Annotated in this window: 18 protein-coding genes; 13 read left to right on the top strand and 5 right to left on the bottom strand. The window is 69.7% G+C overall.

Annotated features, from left to right (window positions below; all coding sequences use genetic code 11):
• Positions 1–161 precede the first annotated feature (161 nt).
• From recA to dapF, 5 genes are read left to right on the top strand one after another with little or no spacing between them, the layout of a single operon-like run.
• A complete protein-coding gene (gene recA, locus B9Y95_RS15035) occupies positions 162–1,304 on the top strand; it encodes a recombinase RecA (protein WP_079707085.1) in 1,143 nt (380 codons plus the stop codon).
• 26 nt (positions 1,305–1,330) lie between these two features.
• Positions 1,331–2,209, top strand: a complete 879-nt coding sequence (locus B9Y95_RS15030) for a regulatory protein RecX (RefSeq protein ID WP_085513017.1) — start codon at positions 1,331–1,333, stop codon at positions 2,207–2,209.
• A gap of 35 nt (positions 2,210–2,244) precedes the next feature.
• Positions 2,245–3,846, top strand: a complete 1,602-nt coding sequence (gene miaB, locus B9Y95_RS15025; RefSeq protein ID WP_085513015.1) for a tRNA (N6-isopentenyl adenosine(37)-C2)-methylthiotransferase MiaB — start codon at positions 2,245–2,247, stop codon at positions 3,844–3,846.
• Positions 3,843–4,757, top strand: coding sequence for a tRNA (adenosine(37)-N6)-dimethylallyltransferase MiaA (miaA, locus tag B9Y95_RS15020; protein WP_085513012.1), 915 nt, complete (start codon positions 3,843–3,845; stop codon positions 4,755–4,757). The genes miaB and miaA overlap by 4 nt, the downstream gene beginning before the upstream one ends.
• Before the next feature lie 9 nt (positions 4,758–4,766).
• On the top strand, positions 4,767–5,648 hold the full coding sequence (dapF, locus tag B9Y95_RS15015; protein ID WP_085513010.1) for a diaminopimelate epimerase: 882 nt from the start codon (positions 4,767–4,769) through the stop codon (positions 5,646–5,648).
• Positions 5,649–5,653: 5 nt separating this feature from the next.
• Here dapF and B9Y95_RS15010 read toward each other — a convergent pair whose 3' ends face one another.
• On the bottom strand, positions 5,654–6,277 hold the full coding sequence (locus B9Y95_RS15010; RefSeq protein WP_085513008.1) for a class I SAM-dependent methyltransferase: 624 nt from the start codon (positions 6,275–6,277) through the stop codon (positions 5,654–5,656).
• Between the two features lie 41 nt (positions 6,278–6,318).
• Between B9Y95_RS15010 and hflX the strand changes: the two genes are divergently transcribed.
• Positions 6,319–7,923 (top strand): GTPase HflX, encoded by a 1,605-nt coding sequence (gene hflX / locus B9Y95_RS15005; RefSeq protein ID WP_234994129.1) that lies wholly within the window; start codon positions 6,319–6,321, stop codon positions 7,921–7,923.
• Positions 7,924–7,932: 9 nt separating this feature from the next.
• Here hflX and B9Y95_RS15000 read toward each other — a convergent pair whose 3' ends face one another.
• The gene (locus B9Y95_RS15000; RefSeq protein WP_085513003.1) at positions 7,933–8,847 is read right to left on the bottom strand and encodes a hypothetical protein; all 915 of its coding nucleotides are present in this window, start codon (positions 8,845–8,847) and stop codon (positions 7,933–7,935) included.
• 236 nt (positions 8,848–9,083) lie between these two features.
• Between B9Y95_RS15000 and B9Y95_RS14995 the strand changes: the two genes are divergently transcribed.
• Positions 9,084–10,082: a methylenetetrahydrofolate reductase gene (locus B9Y95_RS14995; RefSeq protein ID WP_085513000.1), complete on the top strand. Its 999-nt coding sequence runs from the start codon at positions 9,084–9,086 to the stop codon at positions 10,080–10,082.
• The gene (gene metE, locus B9Y95_RS14990; RefSeq protein ID WP_085512997.1) at positions 10,079–12,406 is read left to right on the top strand and encodes a 5-methyltetrahydropteroyltriglutamate--homocysteine S-methyltransferase; all 2,328 of its coding nucleotides are present in this window, start codon (positions 10,079–10,081) and stop codon (positions 12,404–12,406) included. The genes B9Y95_RS14995 and metE overlap by 4 nt, the downstream gene beginning before the upstream one ends.
• An 84-nt stretch (positions 12,407–12,490) precedes the next feature.
• Here the strand turns inward: metE and lexA are convergent, their stop codons facing one another.
• The gene (lexA, locus tag B9Y95_RS14985; RefSeq protein ID WP_071262299.1) at positions 12,491–13,189 is read right to left on the bottom strand and encodes a transcriptional repressor LexA; all 699 of its coding nucleotides are present in this window, start codon (positions 13,187–13,189) and stop codon (positions 12,491–12,493) included.
• Between the two features lie 271 nt (positions 13,190–13,460).
• On the opposite strand from lexA, the gene B9Y95_RS14980 reads away from it, so the two are divergent.
• From B9Y95_RS14980 to B9Y95_RS14970, 3 genes are all read left to right on the top strand, one after another.
• The gene (locus tag B9Y95_RS14980; protein WP_085512995.1) at positions 13,461–13,853 is read left to right on the top strand and encodes a LysM peptidoglycan-binding domain-containing protein; all 393 of its coding nucleotides are present in this window, start codon (positions 13,461–13,463) and stop codon (positions 13,851–13,853) included.
• 89 nt (positions 13,854–13,942) lie between these two features.
• Positions 13,943–15,403 carry an amino acid permease gene (locus B9Y95_RS14975; protein ID WP_085512993.1) on the top strand — a complete coding sequence of 487 codons (1,461 nt, stop codon included), beginning with the start codon at positions 13,943–13,945 and terminating at the stop codon, positions 15,401–15,403.
• Between the two features lie 31 nt (positions 15,404–15,434).
• Complete coding sequence (locus B9Y95_RS14970) at positions 15,435–16,514, top strand: histidinol-phosphate transaminase (RefSeq protein ID WP_085512990.1); 1,080 nt, start codon at positions 15,435–15,437, stop codon at positions 16,512–16,514.
• A gap of 34 nt (positions 16,515–16,548) precedes the next feature.
• Here B9Y95_RS14970 and sufU read toward each other — a convergent pair whose 3' ends face one another.
• Positions 16,549–16,986: a Fe-S cluster assembly sulfur transfer protein SufU gene (gene sufU, locus B9Y95_RS14965; protein WP_079707072.1), complete on the bottom strand. Its 438-nt coding sequence runs from the start codon at positions 16,984–16,986 to the stop codon at positions 16,549–16,551.
• Positions 16,983–18,290 (bottom strand): SufS family cysteine desulfurase, encoded by a 1,308-nt coding sequence (locus B9Y95_RS14960; RefSeq protein ID WP_085512988.1) that lies wholly within the window; start codon positions 18,288–18,290, stop codon positions 16,983–16,985. Before B9Y95_RS14960 ends, sufU begins: the two co-directional genes overlap by 4 nt.
• A 110-nt stretch (positions 18,291–18,400) precedes the next feature.
• Between B9Y95_RS14960 and hisB the strand changes: the two genes are divergently transcribed.
• Both hisB and hisH read left to right on the top strand, forming a co-directional pair.
• Complete coding sequence (hisB, locus tag B9Y95_RS14955; protein WP_079707070.1) at positions 18,401–19,009, top strand: imidazoleglycerol-phosphate dehydratase HisB; 609 nt, start codon at positions 18,401–18,403, stop codon at positions 19,007–19,009.
• The gene (gene hisH, locus B9Y95_RS14950) at positions 19,006–19,641 is read left to right on the top strand and encodes an imidazole glycerol phosphate synthase subunit HisH (protein WP_085512986.1); all 636 of its coding nucleotides are present in this window, start codon (positions 19,006–19,008) and stop codon (positions 19,639–19,641) included. Before hisB ends, hisH begins: the two co-directional genes overlap by 4 nt.
• Positions 19,642–19,654: the final 13 nt, after the last annotated feature.

Raw genomic sequence — 19,654 nt, 5'->3', positions numbered from 1 at the left:
AGCCGTCCACCGGTGCATGTCGGTGGTGGCGCGTACCGTCGGAGACATCAGGAACGACCGACGCCTTGTCGCCCTCGGGCCCCGACCTTCAGCAGAAGCGGGTCCCGGAACACGCGGCGACAGCCTATAGGCACCCGACACCGAGCAGAGAGAAGCACACCATGCCAAGCCCAGCTGAACGCGAGAAGTCCCTCGAAACCGCACTCGCCCAGATCGACCGTCAGTTCGGCAAGGGCTCGGTGATGCGCCTCGGCAGCGACGAGCGCGCACCGGTCGAGGTCGTCTCCACCGGCTCGATCGCCCTCGACGTCGCGCTCGGCATCGGAGGGCTCCCGCGAGGCCGCATCGTCGAGATCTACGGGCCTGAGTCCTCGGGTAAGACGACGCTCACGCTGCACGCCATCGCGAACGCCCAGCGTGCCGGCGGCATCGCCGCCTTCATCGACGCGGAGCACGCACTCGACCCCGAGTACGCCAAGAAGCTCGGCGTCGACATCGACTCGCTGCTCGTCTCCCAGCCCGACACGGGTGAGCAGGCGCTCGAGATCGCCGACATGCTCGTGCGCTCGGGTTCCATCGACCTCATCGTGATCGACTCCGTCGCCGCGCTCGTGCCCCGCGCCGAGATCGAGGGCGACATGGGCGACTCGCACGTCGGTCTGCAGGCCCGGCTCATGTCGCAGGCCCTGCGCAAGCTGACCGGTGGCCTGAACCAGACGAACACGACGATGATCTTCATCAACCAGCTCCGCGAGAAGATCGGCGTGATGTTCGGCAGCCCCGAGACGACCGCCGGTGGTAAGGCCCTGAAGTTCTACGCCTCGGTCCGCCTCGACATCCGTCGCATCGAGACGCTGAAGGACGGCACGGAGGCCGTGGGTAACCGTACGCGCGTGAAGGTCGTCAAGAACAAGATGGCTCCGCCCTTCCGGCAGGCCGAGTTCGACATCCTGTACGGCGTGGGCATCTCGCGCGAGGGGTCGTTGATCGACTTCGGTGTCGAGCACGCCATCGTCAAGAAGGCCGGCGCTTGGTACACCTACGAGGGCGATCAGCTCGGTCAGGGCAAGGAGAACGCCCGGAACTTCCTGCTGAAGAACCCGGACATCGCTGCTGAGATCGAGCGCCGGATCCTCGGCAAGCTCGGTGTCGGTGCCGAGGGTGCCGCCACCAAGAAGGCCGCGGATGCCGCCGCAGCCGAGGTCGCTGCTGCCGAGGCCGCCGCGCTCGAGGCGGCGACCGGTGGAGCCCCGCAGCTCGCAGCCGCCGGCGCACCGAAGTCCGCCGCGAAGCGCAGCGCGTAACGCGCGCCCCGAACAGCGAGGTCACCATGGTCGTCTCCTTCCCTTCCGCCGGTCCGGCCGACGAGTCGTCGGAGCACGTGGCCCCCGTGACCTCGCTGTTCGGGCGCCGTCCGGCGCCCGATGCAGCTGCCGAGCCCGACGGCTGGTTCGTCGGGCAGACCGAGGACGCACCGGTCGTGGCCGCGCCCGTCGTGCGTCCCGTCGCTCCGTTGCGGCGGATGTCCACCGGGCGCGCCGACACGGAGACCACCCCGCCGGGCGATGCATCGAGCGATGCCCCCGCGGCGACGAGCCCGACGACACCACCCGCGCCCGCCCCGCGGACGCTCGCCTGGACCTCGGTCGTCGAGGCGCCGGAAGACGACGACGCAGACGACCGCGCCGAAGCCGACGAGGTCGAGGCTCCGGTCGATCCGGAGGTCCGGCTGGCCGAACTCGACCTGCTTGCGGTGCGACGGCTCGCCCGCCGCGGCTGTTCCGAGTGGGAGATCGCGGAACTCCTCCGCGGCCACGACGCAGCACCCGACGAAGTCGAGCACGTCCTCGCCGAACTCCGCCGACGCGGCTACCTCGACGACGCCGAGCTCGCGTGTCAGCTCGTCGAGAGCCTGCACACCCGCAAAGGGCAGTCCCGTGCGGTGATCGGTCGCGAGCTCTCCTCGCGACGCATCGACGCCTCGATCGTCTCCGAGGCCCTCGAGGCCATCGACGACGACGATGAGCTCCGACGAGCGCTGGTCGTCGCCGAAAAACGTGCCGGTCAACTGCGCTCCCTCGATCAGGCGACGGCCGAGCGACGTCTGTCGGCCTATCTCGCGAGACGCGGATACGGCTCGGCGATCATCCGTGAGGCGTGCTCGCGCGCCCTGTCGGGGTCGAAGCGTTCCGGCGTGAGTTTCCGCTGACCGGAGGCATCTCGGGCCGCGCGTAGACTGCCGGTATGAGCAGCATCGTCGAGACGCCCACGGTCATCAGCGCCTCACCTGCCGCGATCGACGAGTCAGGTCGACAGCGGAGTTATGAGGTCCGCACCTACGGGTGCCAGATGAACGTGCACGATTCCGAGCGGCTCAGCGGGTCACTCGAGGCCGCCGGTTACGTCAAGGCGGAAGGCGAGCAGGCGGACATCGTGGTCATCAACACCTGCGCGGTCCGAGAGAACGCCGACAACAAGCTGTACGGCAACCTCGGCCACCTGGCATCGATCAAGAAGCAGCGCAGCGGCATGCAGATCGCCGTCGGCGGTTGTCTGGCGCAGAAGGACAAAGAGGTCATCCTCCGGAAGGCCCCGTGGGTGGACGTCGTCTTCGGAACGCACAACATGGGCTCACTGCCGTCGCTGCTGGAGCGGGCCCGACACAACGACGAGGCCCAGCTGGAGATCCTGGAGTCGCTCGACACTTTCCCCTCCACCCTCCCGACCAAACGCGATTCCAGCTACAGCGGTTGGGTCTCGATCTCCGTCGGGTGCAACAACACGTGCACCTTCTGCATCGTGCCGTCGCTCCGTGGCAAGGAGAAGGACCGTCGCCCGGGCGAGATCCTCGGTGAGCTGCGCGCGCTCGTCGAGGACGGCGCCATCGAGGTGACGCTGCTCGGGCAGAACGTGAACTCCTACGGTGTCGAGTTCGGGGATCGTCAGGCGTTCGGCAAGCTCCTGCGGGCGGCCGGGACGATCGAGGGCTTGGAGCGCGTCCGGTTCACGAGCCCGCACCCGGCCGCCTTCACCGACGACGTGATCGACGCGATGGCCGAGACGCCGAACGTGATGCCGCAACTCCACATGCCGCTGCAATCGGGGTCCGACCGCATCCTCAAGGCGATGCGTCGCTCCTACCGGTCCGAGCGCTTCCTCGGGATCCTCGAGCGGGTCCGTGCCAGGATCCCGCATGCGGCCATCTCCACCGACATCATCGTGGGGTTCCCCGGCGAGACGGAGGAGGACTTCCAGGAGACCCTCCGCGTGGTCGAGGCCGCACGGTTCGCCAGCGCTTTCACCTTCCAGTACTCGATCCGTGCCGGTACACCGGCGGCCACCATGGCCGATCAGGTCCCGAAGGCCGTCGTGCAGGAGCGGTACGAGCGCCTCATCGCATTGCAGGACCGCATCAGTCTCGAGGAGAACCAGCGCCAGGTGGGCCGGCAGGTCGAGTTGCTCGTCGCGGTTGGCGAGGGTCGCAAGAACGACGCCACGCATCGACTGAGCGGGCGGGCCGAGGACTCCCGGCTCGTCCACTTCGAGGTGCCGGCGGGCTCCGAGGTGCCGCGACCGGGCGACGTCGTGACCGTGACCATCACCGAGGCAGCGTCGTTCCACCTCATCGCCGACGCACGCGGCGGAGAACCCCTGCGGGTCCGTCGGACGCGTGCCGGAGACGCCTGGGATCGAGCTCAGGCCGACTCCTGCGGCGTGCCGACGCCGGCCGGTGCGGCCGAGCCCGGCCGGATCTCGCTCGGCCTGCCGGGCCTGCGCATCGGGGCGCCGACCGTCGGCGTGACCACGTCTCCCATCTACGACCCGAGCGACGGCGAACGTCGGTGACCGGCTTCCTCGCGGTCGTCGGAGCGACCGGGACGGGGAAGTCCGCACTGTCGCTCGAGCTGGCGACCGCTCTCCGCGAGGCGGGGCGTCCAGCCGAGATCGTCAACGCCGATGCCATGCAGTTCTATCGCGGCATGGACATCGGGACCGCGAAGCTGCCCATGGAGGAGCGGCGCGGGATCCCGCACCACCTCTTCGACGTCCTGGACGTCACGGAGGAGGCGTCCGTCGCCTGGTACCAGCCGACGGCTCGTGCGGTGATCGACGAGCTCACCGCGCGTGGGGTGACACCGATCCTCGTCGGCGGTTCCGGGCTCTATGTCTCGAGCGTCATCCACGACTTCCGATTCCCTCCGAGAGACCGCGCCCTGCGCGAGCGCCTGGAACGGGAACTCGAGGAGGAGGGGCTCCCGGCGCTCATCGAGCGGCTCCGCCTGGCCGACCCGGCGACCGCCGACCGCATCGATGCGGCGAACGCCCGCCGGGTGGTGCGCGCACTCGAAGTCCACGAGTTGGCCGAGCGCGGCCACGGTGCAGCGCTTCCGGAACGCCCCGTCCCCTGGCGGCCGGTCGAGGTCATCGGGGTCTCGACGCCGCGAGAGGTCCTCGTCGAGCGCCTCGACCGGCGCGTCGAGATGATGTGGGACGCAGGACTCGTCGCGGAGACGGCCGAGCTGCTCGAGCACGGCCTCGAGCAGGGTGTGACCGCCGCCCGTGCGATCGGGTACGCGCAAGCGGTGGCGCAATTGCGGTCGGAGCTGACCGAAGCGGAGGCGATCGCCGAGACCCAGCGTCTGACGAGGCGGTACGCGCGCCGTCAGGTCAGCTGGTTCAAGCGCTATCCGGCGATCACCTGGGTGGAGGGCGGCAGCACCGAGGCCAGTGAGCTGGCCCGCCGGGTGCGCCCGTAGACTGGTCTGATGGCGTCGACACTCTCCTTCACGAAGGGCCACGGCACGGGCAACGACTTCGTGCTCTTCTCCGACCCCGACGGCCAGGAGGCCCTCGATCCTGGCCAGATCGCGGCGCTCTGCGACCGGCACTTCGGGATCGGGGCCGACGGCGTCATCCGCGCCGTCCGGTCCGCGCACCTCGATGCCGGGGCGGCCGTGCTCGCTGAAGACCCTGCCGCGGAGTGGTTCATGGACTACCACAACGCCGACGGTTCGGTCGCGGAGATGTGCGGCAACGGCATCCGGGTGTTCCTCCACTACCTGCTCGAGAGCGGGCTCGTGGAGCTGGCCCCCGGCGAACAGCTCGCCATCGGAACCCGCGCCGGCGTCCGGATGGTCGGCTACGACCCGCTCGGCTACGTCGTCGACCTCGGCCGCTGGAGCCTCGTCGAGCGGGAGACGCTCGTCCGGGTGAAGGGGCTGCCCGTGGCCCGCCCGGGGATCGGGATCGACGTCGGCAACCCGCATATCGTCGTCGCGGTCGCCGACGCCGCCGAACTCGACGGAGCGGAACTGGAGTACGTCCCACAGCTCGACCCCGTACCGCCGCACGGCGCCAACGTCGAGCTGGTCGTCCCGGGTGAGCCGCTGATCGCCGACGGCGTGGCACGGATCCGCATGCGCGTCCACGAGCGCGGGAGCGGCGAGACCCTGAGCTGTGGCACCGGGACGGCTGCCGCGGCGCTCGCGTTCCGCCACTGGGCGGGCGCGGCGGCTCCGAACGACTGGCGCGTCGAGGTGCCGGGCGGAGTGCTCGGGGTGCGCATGGTTCCCGGCGCAGACGGCGAGCATGTGGTGCTGGCCGGCCCGGCGACCCTCGTCTACTCCGGGACGATCACCCTGGCCTGAGCCGGTCAGGCCGAACGGAGCTCCCGGCGCCGGGCGTGCAGGACGCGGAATCCCTTGGCCATGGCCGCACGTCCGACGTGGAACGACGTCGGCAGCTGCTCCTGCAACCACTTCTGCAGTGAGTCCGAGCCGAGGTTCTTCTGCACGACGAGCCAGGCGTCACCCTCGTCCTCGAGCCGCGGCAACCAGTGCATCAGCATGCGGTGCAGCTCGTCCTTGCCGACGCGGATCGGCGGGTTCGACCAGATGGTCGCGAAGCGGACCGTGTCGGGGACGTCGTCGGGGAGGACGGCACGGATGTTGGCGAGCCCGAGGCGTTCCGCGTTGATCCGCGTCAGGTCGAGCGCCCGTTCGTTGACGTCGACCGCCCAGACGGTCGCGTCCGGCGACGCGAGCCCGAGCGACAGGGCGATCGGGCCCCAGCCGCAGCCGATGTCGAGGAGGTCGCCGGTCGGCGGGGGAGGAGGGGTGTTCGCGAGCAGCACCTGGGTGCCCTGGTCGAGGTGGCCCGGACTGAACACGCCACCCGCCGAGACGAGCGAACGGTCGACGCCGCCGAGGCGTGCGGTGATGGGTTTGAGCTGCAACTCGCTCGCGGGTTCGGCGGTGAAGTAGTGCTCGTTCGACATACAGGAACGGTACCGGACCAGGAGGAAGTAGGGTTAACGCGATGCCTAGACCACCGATGGACGCACCCCAGGACAACGCAGACGACACCGATGTCGATGTCGAGGCGGTGGTGGACGACGCCTCGGTCACCGATCCCGACGACGTCGTCGCACGCGTGCTCACGAGCGCCGCGTCCCGATCGAGCGGGTACACCCTGTTCGGCAGCGGTGCCGCGGCGTTGCAGACCGGCGATACCTCGGGCGGCAGTTCCGACGATGGCGAACAGTACGACCGCGAGGACCGACAAGCCCTCCGTCGCGTCGCCGGGCTCTCGACCGAGCTCGAGGACGTCACCGAGGTCGAGTACCGGCAGCTCCGGTTGGAGAACGTCGTCATCATCGGCGTCTACCCGCAGGGTGCGCTCCACGACGCGGAGAACTCCCTGCGCGAACTCGCAGCGCTCGCGGAGACCGCCGGCGCCGTCGTCCTCGACGGGCTCCTGCAGCGCAAACCGCACCCCGACCCGAGCACCTATCTCGGTCGCGGCAAGGCCCAGGAACTGAAGTCCATCGTCCAGGCGCTCGGCGCCGACACGGTCATCGCCGACACGGAACTCGCACCCAGCCAGCGTCGCGCCCTCGAGGACGCGGTCGGCGTGAAGGTGATCGACCGCACGGCGGTCATCCTCGACATCTTCAGCCAGCACGCGAAGAGTCGAGAGGGCAAGGCACAGGTCGAGCTCGCCCAACTCGAGTACCTCCTGCCCCGCCTCCGCGGCTGGGGTGAGTCCATGAGCCGTCAGGCCGGTGGTCAGGTCGGTGGTGCCGGTGCCGGCATGGGGTCGAGGGGACCCGGTGAGACGAAGATCGAACTCGACCGACGCCGCATCCACACCCGGATGGCGAAACTGCGCAAGTCGATCACGGCGATGAAGCCGGCGCGCGAGGCCAAGCGGGCGAACCGTCGCCGCAACACGGTGCCGTCGGTCGCGATCGCGGGGTACACGAACGCCGGCAAGTCCAGCCTGCTGAACCGCATCACGAAGGCCGGCGTCCTGGTCGAGAACTCGCTCTTCGCGACGCTCGACGCGACGGTCCGCCGCAACGTGACCTCCGACGGACGCGAATACACGCTGGCCGACACGGTCGGGTTCGTGCGCAACCTGCCGCACCAGCTGGTCGAGGCCTTCCGCTCGACGCTCGAGGAGGTCGCCGACAGCGACGTCATCGTGCACGTCGTCGACGCCGCGCACCCCGACCCTGCCGGCCAGATCGCCACCGTGCGCGATGTGATCGGCGAGGTCGGAGCTCGGCACATCCCCGAGCTGGTCGTGTTCAACAAGGCCGACCTCGTAGACGACGGCCAGCTGCTCGTGCTCCGCGGTCTCGTCCCGGACGCCGTCTTCGTGTCGGCCCGGACCGGTCTCGGGATCGACGAGCTCATGGAGCGCATCGAGACGCTGATCCCGTCGCCGAGCAACGAGGTCCACGTCATCGTGCCCTTCGACCGCGGAGACCTGGTCACGCTGCTGCACGAACGCGGCAAGGTGCTGTCGACGGACTACGACGAGCGTGGCACGATCGTGCACGCCCTGGTCGGTGCGGAGCTCGCCGCCGCCCTCGCGCCGTTCGCGGAGGTCGTCCCGGCACCCGCCGTGGCCGGCTGACCCGACCCCTCACGCGCACCGCGCGCGGACGGCATCCTTGAGCGCCTCCGCCGTGTCGGCGTCGAGCGGCAGGGTCATGACGGCCTCCGGGCCGTCGTCGATCCGTACGACGAGTGGGAAGAGGGTCCCCACCTTGTCCTCCGCCAGAGCGTGCGGGTCGCACCGCGTCGGCATGATCCGCAGTTCGATGGACTGCGGGCCGTCGGCGGCGTCGACGGTCAGGCTGAGCGGCCAGTCCTGGGGCGGGCCACCGCCGCCGTCCGTCGGCGCCGGTCGCAGCAGGACCGTCGACCGCAGCGCGACGAGCTCCAGCCGGCCCGGAGCGCCGGTCGGTACGGCCGTGATCGTCAGGACGGCGACCGTCGTGGACCCGGCTCCCTCGAGGCGGATCCCGGGTGCGGCCGCCACCTTGGCGATGCGCTGCACCGCCGCCACCGTGCACGTTGCGGAGCGGATCCGCTGCAGCGCGTCCGTCGGATCGGGGAGGTCGGCGGCGGACAGGACCGAGTCGTCGTCGAGTCGGAGCAGGAGATCGACCTGCGACTCCCCGTCGCGTGCGTCGCAGTCGATCGGGGGCAGCTCGACGGCGAGGTCCGTGGTCTGTCCGGCGCGGATCGTCGAGGATCGGTCCCGGACGGTCGGCGCGCTGAACGCCGACCCCGACAGCTCGAGTCCGACGATCGTGATGTCGTGGTCGCCGCCGTTGCCGACCCGGACGATCGCGGCGTCGCTCGCGTACTGGTCCCGGTTCTGACGGAACTCGATCACGAGGCCCTCCGCTGAGGCTGTGCGTGTCGCCGTCGGTACGGGCGATCCGGCCGTCGTGCACCCGGACAGGGCGATCATCACCGCCACGCAGGACGCGATGACGCGCGAGCCGAGTACTCGGCGCTCGGCGCTCCGGTGCCTGGTACCCACGGTCATGGCATCAGCGTAGGACCGGAGCGCCGCCGGGGGAATGTGTCGCAGGATGACGCTGTCGGACAGATGTCCGTCGCGCCGATCGTCGGGCGTTGCTATCGTCGTGCGCATCGTACCCGCCCTCACCGGCGGAATCGGAGCGACAGCCGAGCCCGGCACCCGCCCACGACACACCAGCGGATCCGCTGCGTGCTGCGTGGTCGCCGGCTCTCGATCCGCTGCCACCGAGACGAGACCTCATGACCACGACGGAGCCGGCCTGTCCCAGGCGTACCCCCTTCTCGTTCGAGCTGTACCCGCCCAAGACGCTCGACGGCGGCCTCGCGCTCGCACGGACGGTCGAGCACCTGGCCGCCGCCGGCCCGGAGTTCATCTCGGTCACCTTCGGCGCCGGTGGTTCCTCGCGAACGGCGAGCCTGGACGTGCTGCGGAGCATCCGGACGTCGACCTCGGTGGATCCGATGGCCCATCTCACCTGCGTCGGTTCGACGCACGCGCAGGCCAGCCGACTCATCAAGGACTTCCTCGATGCCGGGGTGCACAGTTTCCTCGCGCTCCGCGGCGACCCGCCCGCCGGAGCCGTCGAGGGGGACGCCTTCCTCGGTGATCTGGGGAGTGCTGCGGAACTCGTGCAGCTCATCGGCCGGGTCAGTGCCGAGCACGAGCCGTACGCCGAGGGGTCGCTGGTCGGCCTCCCGGGCGCGGTGCAGCTCGGGCGACGCCATCGGCCGCGGATCGCCGTCGCCGCCTTCCCCAACGGACACCCCCGCTCACGGTCGACGACGCAGGACCTCGACACCCTGTTGGCGAAGCAGGCGGCGGGGGCGACGCTCGCCATCACCCAGCTCTTCTTCCATGCCGACGACTACCTCGCCTTCGCGGAACGTGCGAGACGTCACGGCGTCACCATGCCCATCCTGCCGGGCGTGATGCCCATCACGAGTCCGGCACGGCTGCGTCGGGTGCTCGAGCTCAGCGGCGAGGCGCTCCCGAGTGACCTGGCCATCGCGCTCGAGGTCGAGCCGGACGAAGCGGGACGGATCGACATCGGCACCGACTACTCCGCTCGACTCATCCGCGACGTCGTCGCGGGCGGCGCGCCCGGCGTCCACCTCTACGCCTTCAACCAGCATCGGACGGTGCTCGACGTGTTGCACCGTGCCGGCATCCCCGTGCAAGGCGACCGAACGGTCCGTCATCCCATCCCCGATCCACTCACCAGCAAGGACGCACGATGAACCCCACCTCCGCATTCCCCGTCGGCACCATCCTCGGCTACCCGCGCATCGGGCCGAACCGGGAGTTGAAGCGCGCCGTCGAGTCCTTCTGGGCCGGCCGCATCGACGCCGAGGCGCTCGAGCGGACGGCCTCCGAGCTGCGCGCCGCCGCGCGTGCCCGCCTCGCGGAGCTCGGCCTCGACCCGACGAACGCCGCGATCCCCGAGAGCTTCTCGTTCTACGACCAGGTCCTGGACGCCGCGCTCACCGTCGGCGCCGTCCCGGAGCGCTTCTCGTCGCTCGTCGGGGCCGACGGTCGGGTCGATCTCTCCGGGGCGTTCACGATCGCTCGTGGCGCCGGCGACCTCGCCCCGCTCGAGATGACGAAGTGGTTCGACTCGAATTACCACTACCTCGTCCCGGAGATCGGCGAGTCGACGCCGTTCGCGCTCTCCGACGACCGAGTGGTCGAGCAGTTCCGCGAGGGCCTCGCCGAGGGGTACGTGACGCGGCCGGTCATCGTGGGCCCCGTGACGTTCCTGCTGCTGTCGAAGGCGGCCGACGGGGCCTCCGAGGGATTCGCCCCGATCGACCGACTGGAGGCGGTGCTGCCCGTCTACGCGGAACTCCTCCAGCGTTTGGCCGCTGCCGGCGCGCCCTGGGTGCAGCTCGACGAACCCGCACTCGTGTCGGAGACGTTCGACGTGCCGAGGGCGACGGTCCTCGCGGCGATCGAGCGATCGACGGCGGTCCTGTCCGCTTTGTCCGACCGCCCGGCGATCTTCGTCGCGGCTCCCTACGGCGCCTTGGGTGACGCCGTCCCGGTGCTCGCCGCCTCGGGCGTCGAGGCTGTCGGTGTCGACCTCGTCCGAGGCGGCCTGCCGGAGTCGTCGGCCGGGCTCGCGTCGAAGACCGTCGTCGCGGGGGTGATCGACGGCCACAACGTGTGGCGTGGCGACCTGGCGGCCGCGGCCGATCTCCTGGCGCGCGCGGCGGAGCGCTTCCCGCAGCTCGCGGTGTCCACCTCGACCTCCCTCCTCCACGTCCCGCACGACGTGTCGGTGGAGACGAAGCTCGACCCGCGTCTGCGGAGCTGGCTCGCCTTCGCCGACCAGAAGGTGGATCAGATCGCGGTCCTCGCACGTGGTCTCACCCGGGGACCTGCGTCCATCGCGGCCGAGCTCACCGCAGCGTCGGCGGCGCTCGACGATCGGCTCGCCGCGCCCGGGGTCGTCGATGCCGCCATCCGTGCACGGACGGCAGCGCTCGTCCCAGCGGACTTCACCCGAGACGACTACCAGGAGCGCGCCACGGCGCAGAAGCAGGCGCTCGGCCTGCCGTTCCTCCCGACGACGACGATCGGCTCCTTCCCGCAGACCGGCGACATCCGTCGTGCCCGCGCGCAGCGGGTCGCCAGGACGCTCGACGAGCAGGCCTACGTCGCGACGATGCGCGCGGAGATCGGGCGCGTCGTGGCGCTGCAGGAGGATCTCGGGATCGACGTCGTCGTCCACGGTGAGCCTGAGCGCAACGACATGGTCCAGTACTTCGCCGAGCACCTGGACGGGTTCGCCGTGACGGAGCACGGGTGGGTGCAGTCCTACGGTTCGCGATGCACCCGTCCGTCGATCCTGTGGGGTGACGTCTCGCGGGCGGCGCCGATCACGGTCGAATGGTCGGCCTACACGCAGTCGTTGACCACCAAGCCGGTGAAGGGCATGCTCACGGGTCCGGTGACGATCCTCGCCTGGTCGTTCGTGCGCGACGACCAACCGCTCGCCGAGACGGCGAACCAGGTCGCCCTCGCCCTGCGTGACGAGATCGCCGACCTGGAGCGGGCCGGCATCCGCATCATCCAGGTCGACGAACCCGCACTCCGCGAACTGCTCCCGCTCCGGCGGGCCGACCAGGGGCGGTACCTCGACTGGTCGGTGGGCTCCTTCCGGCTGGCGACCGCGGGCGTGCGCGCCGAGACGCAGATCCACACCCACCTCTGCTACTCCGAGTTCGGTGTGGTGATCGACGCGATCCGACGGCTGGACGCCGACGTGACGAGCATCGAGGCGGCACGGTCTCGGATGGAGGTCGTGTCCGACATCCGAGCGAGTGGTTTCGACCACGGCATCGGCCCGGGCGTCTACGACATCCACTCGCCTCGGGTGCCGAGCGTCGCGGAGGTGGCCGCGTTGCTCGAGATCGCGCTGGAGGGGATCCCGCTGCGACAGGTCTGGGTGAACCCGGACTGCGGACTCAAGACGCGAGGGTACGAGGAGACGGTCGCCTCCCTCGCCAACATCGTCGAGGCCACGCGTGCGGTTCGCGCACGGGTCGGTGCGACCGGCTGACGTCGTCGGTCCGGCACGGACGAGGGCCGGGACGATCCGTGGATCGTCCCGGCCCTCGTCGCTGTCGCGGAGTGGTCCGGGCGGTCAGACCGTTCGGAGCACGGCGACGACCTTGCCGAGGACCTCGGCGTGGTCGCCGAGGATCGGTTCGAAGGCCGAGTTCCGGGGGAGCAGCCAGGTGTGGCCGTCGCGCTGGCGGAACACCTTCACGGTCGCCTCCTCGTCGAGCATCGCCGCGACGATCTCGCCGTTCTCGGCGGTCTTCTGCTCGCGGATGACGACCCAGTCGCCGTCGCAGATCGCGGCGTCGACCATCGAGTCGCCGACGACCTTCAGCATGAACAGACTGCCCTTGCCGACCAGCTGGCGGGGCAGTGGGAAGATCTCCTCGACCTGCTGCTCGGCCGTGATCGGGATGCCGGCGGCGATGCGGCCGACGAGCGGGACCATGGCGGCGTCGCCGACCGGGGGAGCGGAGTCGGGATCGCTGCCCTCGACGGCGCTCGGCAGGTCGATGAGCACCTCGATGGCGCGGGGACGGTTGGGATCGCGTCGGAGGTATCCGCTGAGTTCGAGCTGTCCGAGTTGGTGCGTGACACTCGACAGGGAGGCGAGCCCGACGGCGTCGCCGATCTCTCGCATACTCGGCGGATACCCGCGCTGCGAGACCGAGCGCTGGATGACGTCGAGGATCGCCAGCTGCTTGTCGCTCAGGCTCTTCCGTCGCCGGGTGCCGCCGATCTGGCGCTCCCGGGCTCCGTCGCCCGCCGTGTTCGCTGCCATCTTCGCTCCTGCCCTGATCGGCTGTCGGTGACCGATGTCGGTGGGTGGTGGTGTACTGCTTCCAACACTCGAAACTGTATCCGCACGAGCTCGTCCAGACAAACATCTGTTCGAGCGTGTCGCCGATCCCGCGCGTCTCAGGTACGAAGACAGGGTTGAGTATTCGAACAATCGAAGATATATTCGGAACACAGGTTCGTATCCGGCACTCCTGGTCGAGTGTCGGGTACGAGTCCTCATCACACGATGAGCACACTCTTGGAGGGTTGACATGAGCGCAGCACTGATCGGGTCCCACCGGGCGCTTCCCGCACGGACGGCGCAGGCACCGACGTCGGACGCACCGTCCAAACGCCGGCTCCGCCTGACGAAGCGCGGTCGCGTCGTCTTCACCACGCTCGCCGCCATCCCGCTGGTCATCGGCGTCGCGGTCGTCGGACTCTCGGCAGGCGGGGCCGCGGCCAACACGGCGGCGGCTGGAGCCACGTTCACGTACATCACGGTCGACCCGGGCGAGTCGCTCTGGCAGCTGGCCGAGTCCATCGCACCCGACGCCGACCCGCGCGACGTCATCGCCGAGATCATGAACCTCAATCAGCTCAGTACCGCCGGTGTCGAGCCCGGGCAGCGCCTGGCGATCCCGCAGCGGTACGCGGCCGAGTAGGCCGACAATCGGCGGGTCACTTCGCGCTGGTTCTCAGCTATCGTCGATGGCGCGGTGCAACGACGCCCGCAGCATCGTCGGAGGCACGCATGAGTACAGACGATCGGAGCCGCTCGCTGCTCCGGAAGAAGCCGATCGCGGAGATCGAGGATGAGACCTCCGGTTCGAAGCTGTTCAAGAGCCTCGGGCTCTGGCAACTCACGGCCATCGGGGTCGGTGGCATCATCGGGGTGGGGATCTTCTCACTCGCCGGACTCGTCGCTCATGGGAGCCAGACCTCGCCCGCTGTCGGGCCGGCCGTCCTCTTCTCCTTCCTGATCGCGGGTCTCGCCTCCGCGGCCGCAGCCTTGTCGTACGCGGAGTTCGCCGGCATGATCCCGAGAGCCGGGTCCGCGTACACCTACGGGTATGTGGCGCTCGGCGAGATCATCGGCTGGTTCATCGGTTGGGACCTGTTGCTCGAGTACATCGCGATCGTCGCGGTGGTCGCGATCGGGATCTCCGGCTACTTCGACGCCTTCCTGTCGGGCATCGGGATCCACATGCCGGCCTGGATGACCTCGACCGCCGACGAGGGGAAGGGCGGCCTCGTCAATCTCCCCGCCATCTTCGTCTGTCTCCTCGTGACCTTCATCCTGAGCCGCGGGACGAAGGCCTTCGGTCGATTCGAGCTCGTCGCGGTCGGGATCAAGGTCCTGCTCATCCTGTTCATCATCGGCCTCGGGGTCTTCTACATCGACGGGGAGAACTACGATCCGTTCCTCCCCAGCGGTTTCGGGCCGGTGTTCGCCGGTGCCGCGACGGTCTTCTTCGCGGTCTTCGGATACGACGCGATGAGTACGGCGGCCGAGGAGGCGAAGGACGGCAAGAAGCACATGCCGAAGGCGATCATCCTCTCCCTCATCGTCGCCATGCTCCTGTACGTCGCGGCCACCCTCGTGCTGACCGGCATGCAGAACTACACCGACATCGACCCCACGGCCGGGTTCGCATCGGCGTTCCAGAGCGTCGGCCTGCCCGTGGTCGCGACGATCATCTCCGTCTTCGCCGTCCTGTCGATCCTCACCGTGATGCTGACGTTCCTGTTGGGCGTCACCCGCGTCTGGTTCTCGATGAGTCGCGACGGTCTTCTTCCGCGGTGGTTCTCGCGCACGGATCGGCGAGGCGTGCCGCAGCGGGTGACCTGGATCGCCGGCGGAGCGGCAGCCGTCTTCGCCGGTGTGTTCCCGATCAAGCAGGTCGCCGACCTCACGAACATCGGCATCCTGGCCGCCTTCATCGTGGTCTGCGTGTCGGTGATCGTGTTCCGGTACACGAAGCCGGACGAGCCCCGCTCCTTCCGGTTGCCGTTGATGCCGTTCGTCCCGGCGTTCGGCGTCCTGGCGTCCGGCTTCCTGATCCTGCAGTTGCACTGGGAGACCTGGCTGCGCTTCGGGGTCTGGCTCGTGATCGGTCTCATCGTGTACTTCGCCTACGGGCGACGCCACTCGCTGTTGAACCCGGCGAGCCCCCGGCACGAGGTCCTTCGTCGGGAGCGTCAGGCGGAGTGAGCGCGCCGGTCGGAGTGGCTAGCATTGTGGAGTGACCGCTCTCGACGACCTGCCCATCCGCGACGACCTCCGAGGACAGCGCCCGTACGGCGCTCCCCAGGCCCTGGTGCCGGTGGCGCTCAACGTCAACGAGAACACGCACCCGATCCCTGAGGTGGTCGCGCACGACATCGTCGCATCGCTCGCCTCGGCGGTCCTCACCGTGAACCGGTACCCCGACCGCGAGTTCACGGAACTCCGGGAGGCACTGGCGGTTTACCTGGGTCACGGGGTGACCCCGGAGCAGATGTGGGCGGGGAACGGGTCGAACGAAGTGCTGCAGCACATCCTGCAGGCCTTCGGCGGTCCCGGGCGCTCGCTCCTCGGGTTCACGCCGACGTACTCGATGTATCCGCTCCTGGCCGCCGGCGTCGGCACCAGGTGGATCCCTGCGACGCGTGACGCCGAGTTCGAGCTCTCGCCCGAGACCGCCGCGCGTCAGGTGGCCGAGGCGGATCCCGACCTCGTGTTCCTCTGCTCGCCCAACAACCCCACCGGAACACCGTTGTCGCTCGAGACCATCACCGCGGTGTACGAGGCGTCGAGGGGCATGGTGATCGTCGACGAAGCGTATGCGGAGTTCGCTCCGGACGACGAGGCGAGCGCGCTCACGCTGTTGGAGGGGCGTCCGCGCCTGATCGTCTCCAGGACGATGAGCAAGGCCTTCGCCTTCGCCGGGGTCCGTCTCGGGTACCTCGCCGCCGACCCCGCGGTCGTCGACGCACTGAGACTCGTCCGGCTCCCATACCACCTGAGCGCCCTGACGCAGGCGGCCGCGACCGCCGCACTCCGGCACGCCGACGAGATGCTGGCGATGGTCGATGACATCCGGACCCAGCGCGATCGCCTCGTCGTCGAGCTCGGGCGTCTCGGCTACGACCCGAAGCGGAGCGGATCCAACTTCGTGCTGTTCGGCGGCGTCGCCGATCCGCACGCGGCGTTCGAGGCGCTCTTCGCGCGGGGGATCCTCATCCGTGACGTGGGCATCCCGAACCACCTGCGGGTGACCGCGGGCACCGAAGCGGAGACGACCTCGTTCCTCGAGGCCCTGGCGGCGATCAGCCCCGCCTGATCAGCCCTCGGCCGGGCGGCGGTGGTGCGCCTGCTCACGGCAGGCGGGAGATGGCCTCCTCGGCGGCGACCCAGGGGAGCATGGCGCACTTCACGCGCGCGATGTAGCGCGAGACGCCACTGAACGCCGCGGCGTCTCCGAACCGTTCCTCGTCGAACTCGAGCGTGCCCCGCGAGCGGATGACCGTCCGGAACTCGTCGACCAGGGCCTGGAGCTCGGACGGTGTGAGGCCTGCCGCGAGGTCGCTCAGGCAGGAGCTCGACGCCTGCGAGATCGAGCAGCCGTGTCCCTCCCAGGCGATCGGTGCGAGCCGACCGTCGGGCCCGGGATGGAGCTGCAGGGTGACCTCGTCGCCGCAGGTGGGGTTGAGCTGGTGCGACTCGGCGGCGGGCGCGTCCCGCAACCCGAAGCCGTGGCGCTGGCGGGCGTGGTCGAGGATGAGCTCCTGGTAGAGGCTCTCCAGGCCGCTCATCGGGACACCCCGAAGAACGGACCGACGAGGGTGGTCGCCTCGAGGAAGGCGTCGATCTCGGCCTCCGTCGTGTAGAGGTAGCTGCTGGCGCGGGTGGACGCGGTGAGGCCCAACCGGCGGTGGAGCGGTTGCGCGCAGTGGTGACCGACGCGGACCGCGATGCCCCGGTCGTCGAAGAACTGACCCACGTCGTGGGCGTGCACACCGGCGAGGTCGAAGCTCGCCAGCCCGGCGCGAGGCGTCCCGGGCGGCGGGCCGATGAGCGTGACGCCGGGGATGACGGCGAGTCCGGCCGCGAGTCGCTGTCCGTAGGCCGCCTCGGTGGCATGGACACGGTCCATGCCGACCGCTTGCAGGAACCGGACGGCGCTCGCGAGGGCGATCGCCTGCGACACCGGCTGGGTCCCGGCCTCGAACCGTTGCGGGGCGGGCAGGAACTCCGCGCCGTCGATCGTGACGGTCGTGATCATCGACCCGCCGGTGAGGAAGGGGGGAAGGGCGTCGAGCAGCCGGCGGCGACCCCACAGGGCCCCGATGCCGTTCGGACCGAGCATCTTGTGACCGGAGAACACGAGGAAGTCGACGCCGAGGGACGCGACGTCGACGGGCAGGTGCGGCACGGACTGGCAGGCGTCGAGCACGGTCAGCGCGCCGACGCGTTCGGCGAGGGCGACGAGTTCGGAGACCGGCGCGATCGCCCCGGTGACGTTGGACACGTGTGCGAAGGCGATGATGCGCGTGCGTTCGCCGATGATGTCGTCCACGGCGTCCAAGCGCAGCACGCCGTGGTCGTCGACCGGCAGGTGACGGAGGGTCGCACCGGTGCGTGCGGCAAGTTGCTGCCAGGGGATGAGGTTCGCGTGGTGTTCGAGTTCCGTGACGACGATCTCGTCGCCCGGACCGAGGCGGAACCGCTCGGCGGCAGCACCACCGAGGCCGGCGCTCGCATTCCCGATGGCCCCGGCGATGAGGTTGAGGGCCGCGGTCGCGCCGGAGGTCCAGACGAGTTCCCGCTCGTCGGCACCGATGAACGCGGCGACGGTCGCGCGCGTGTCCTCGAAGAGCTCCGTCGCCTCGGCGGCCAGGAGATGGGCGCCACGGTGGACGGCGGCGTTCTGGTGCGTCGCGTAGTCATGCTCCGCGTCGATGACCTCGATCGGGCGTTGCGAAGTGGCTCCGGAGTCCAGATAGACGAGCGGGTGTCCGTTCATCTCCCGGGCGAGGATCGGGAACCGTTCACGGAGAGCGGCGATCTCCGCCTGGTCGAGTGGGACGGCCGGGGCGATGCTGGGTGTGGAAGTCATGACCTCTCAACGATAGGCGTCGGCACGGCCTGGTGCAGCCGCATGACGCGACGATGCCCACCCGTCGACACGCGGCGTGCAGCGTCGGTGCGCTCGATACACTGGATCCCATGACCACCCAGCAGCGCACGGCCCGGATCCAGCGCGCGACGAGCGAGTCCAGCATCGAGCTGGAGTTGAACCTCGACGGCACCGGCACGAGCAGCATCGAGACCTCCGTCCCGTTCTACAACCACCTGCTCACGGCCTTCGCGAAGCACTCGCTGACCGACCTGACCGTCCGTGCGACGGGCGATGTCGACATCGACGTCCACCACACGGTCGAGGACGTCGGGATCGTCCTGGGCCAGGCGATCCGTCAGGCGCTCGGCGACAAGGCCGGCATCTCGCGGTACGGCGACGCACTGGTCCCGCTCGACGAGGCGCTCGTGCAGGCCGTGGTCGACATCTCCGGTCGTCCGTACCTCGTGCACGGCGGGGAACCGGCCGGATTCGAGTTCCACCTCATCGGCGGGCACTTCACGGGTTCGATGGTGCGTCACGTCTTCGAGGCGATCACCTTCAACGCGGGCCTCACCGTGCACGTGAACGTCCTCGGCGGTCGCGATCCGCACCACATCGCCGAAGCGGAGTTCAAGGCGTTCGCGCGGGCCTTCCGGCAGGCGAAGGCGTTCGACCCCCTGGTCCAGGGCATCCCGTCGACGAAGGGCGCGCTGTGAGCGCACGCCCGTCGGTGGTCGTACTCGACTACGGCTCCGGCAACGTGCACTCCGCAGTCAAGGCCCTCGAGCTCGCCGGCGCCGACGTCGTACTGACGGGTGACCGCAAGGCCGCCCAGGCCGCCGACGGTCTCGTGGTGCCGGGGGTCGGTGCCTTCGACGCGGTGATCGGCGCCCTCCGTTCCTCGCACGGCGACGAGGTCATCGACCGCCGTCTCGCGGGAGGCCGTCCGGTCCTCGGCATCTGCGTGGGGATGCAGGTCATGTTCGAGCGCGGCTTGGAGCGCGGGTCCGAGGCCGACGGCCTGGGGGAGTGGCCAGGAGCGGTGACGGAACTCGACGCGCCCGTCCTGCCGCACATGGGCTGGAACACGGTGTCGCCGGACGCAGGGTCCGTGCTCTTCGACGGCCTCGCCGACGAGCGCTTCTACTTCGTCCACTCCTATGCCGCACAGCAGTGGACCCTCGAGGTCATGCCTCCGTTCCCCGAGCCGCGCCTCACCTGGGCGACCCACGGCGTGCCGTTCCTCGCGGCCGTCGAGAACGGTCCGTTGTCGGCGACGCAGTTCCACCCGGAGAAGTCGGGCGACGCCGGTATCCGCCTGCTGTCCAACTGGCTCGGCACCCTGTAGCCGACTAGGATCA

The organism is Plantibacter flavus (genome assembly GCF_900177615.1).
GTDB classification, from domain to species: domain Bacteria; phylum Actinomycetota; class Actinomycetes; order Actinomycetales; family Microbacteriaceae; genus Plantibacter; species Plantibacter flavus.
This window is presented reverse-complemented; position numbering and strand designations above follow the sequence as displayed.

Excerpts from the sequence above, each read along its gene's own strand:
- recA (WP_079707085.1), top strand. The coding sequence starts at position 162 with ATGCCAAGCCCAGCTGAACGCGAGAAGTCCCTCGAAACCGCACTCGCC.
- B9Y95_RS15000 (WP_085513003.1), bottom strand. The coding sequence starts at position 8,847 with ATGACCGTGGGTACCAGGCACCGGAGCGCCGAGCGCCGAGTACTCGGC.
- dapF (WP_085513010.1), top strand. The coding sequence starts at position 4,767 with ATGGCGTCGACACTCTCCTTCACGAAGGGCCACGGCACGGGCAACGAC.
- B9Y95_RS14980 (WP_085512995.1), top strand. The coding sequence starts at position 13,461 with ATGAGCGCAGCACTGATCGGGTCCCACCGGGCGCTTCCCGCACGGACG.
- B9Y95_RS15010 (WP_085513008.1), bottom strand. The coding sequence starts at position 6,277 with ATGTCGAACGAGCACTACTTCACCGCCGAACCCGCGAGCGAGTTGCAG.
- hisB (WP_079707070.1), top strand. The coding sequence starts at position 18,401 with ATGACCACCCAGCAGCGCACGGCCCGGATCCAGCGCGCGACGAGCGAG.
- B9Y95_RS15030 (WP_085513017.1), top strand. The coding sequence starts at position 1,331 with ATGGTCGTCTCCTTCCCTTCCGCCGGTCCGGCCGACGAGTCGTCGGAG.
- metE (WP_085512997.1), top strand. The coding sequence starts at position 10,079 with ATGAACCCCACCTCCGCATTCCCCGTCGGCACCATCCTCGGCTACCCG.
- lexA (WP_071262299.1), bottom strand. The coding sequence starts at position 13,189 with ATGGCAGCGAACACGGCGGGCGACGGAGCCCGGGAGCGCCAGATCGGC.
- B9Y95_RS14995 (WP_085513000.1), top strand. The coding sequence starts at position 9,084 with ATGACCACGACGGAGCCGGCCTGTCCCAGGCGTACCCCCTTCTCGTTC.
- B9Y95_RS14960 (WP_085512988.1), bottom strand. The coding sequence starts at position 18,290 with ATGACTTCCACACCCAGCATCGCCCCGGCCGTCCCACTCGACCAGGCG.
- miaB (WP_085513015.1), top strand. The coding sequence starts at position 2,245 with ATGAGCAGCATCGTCGAGACGCCCACGGTCATCAGCGCCTCACCTGCC.
- B9Y95_RS14975 (WP_085512993.1), top strand. The coding sequence starts at position 13,943 with ATGAGTACAGACGATCGGAGCCGCTCGCTGCTCCGGAAGAAGCCGATC.
- hflX (WP_234994129.1), top strand. The coding sequence starts at position 6,319 with ATGCCTAGACCACCGATGGACGCACCCCAGGACAACGCAGACGACACC.
- sufU (WP_079707072.1), bottom strand. The coding sequence starts at position 16,986 with ATGAGCGGCCTGGAGAGCCTCTACCAGGAGCTCATCCTCGACCACGCC.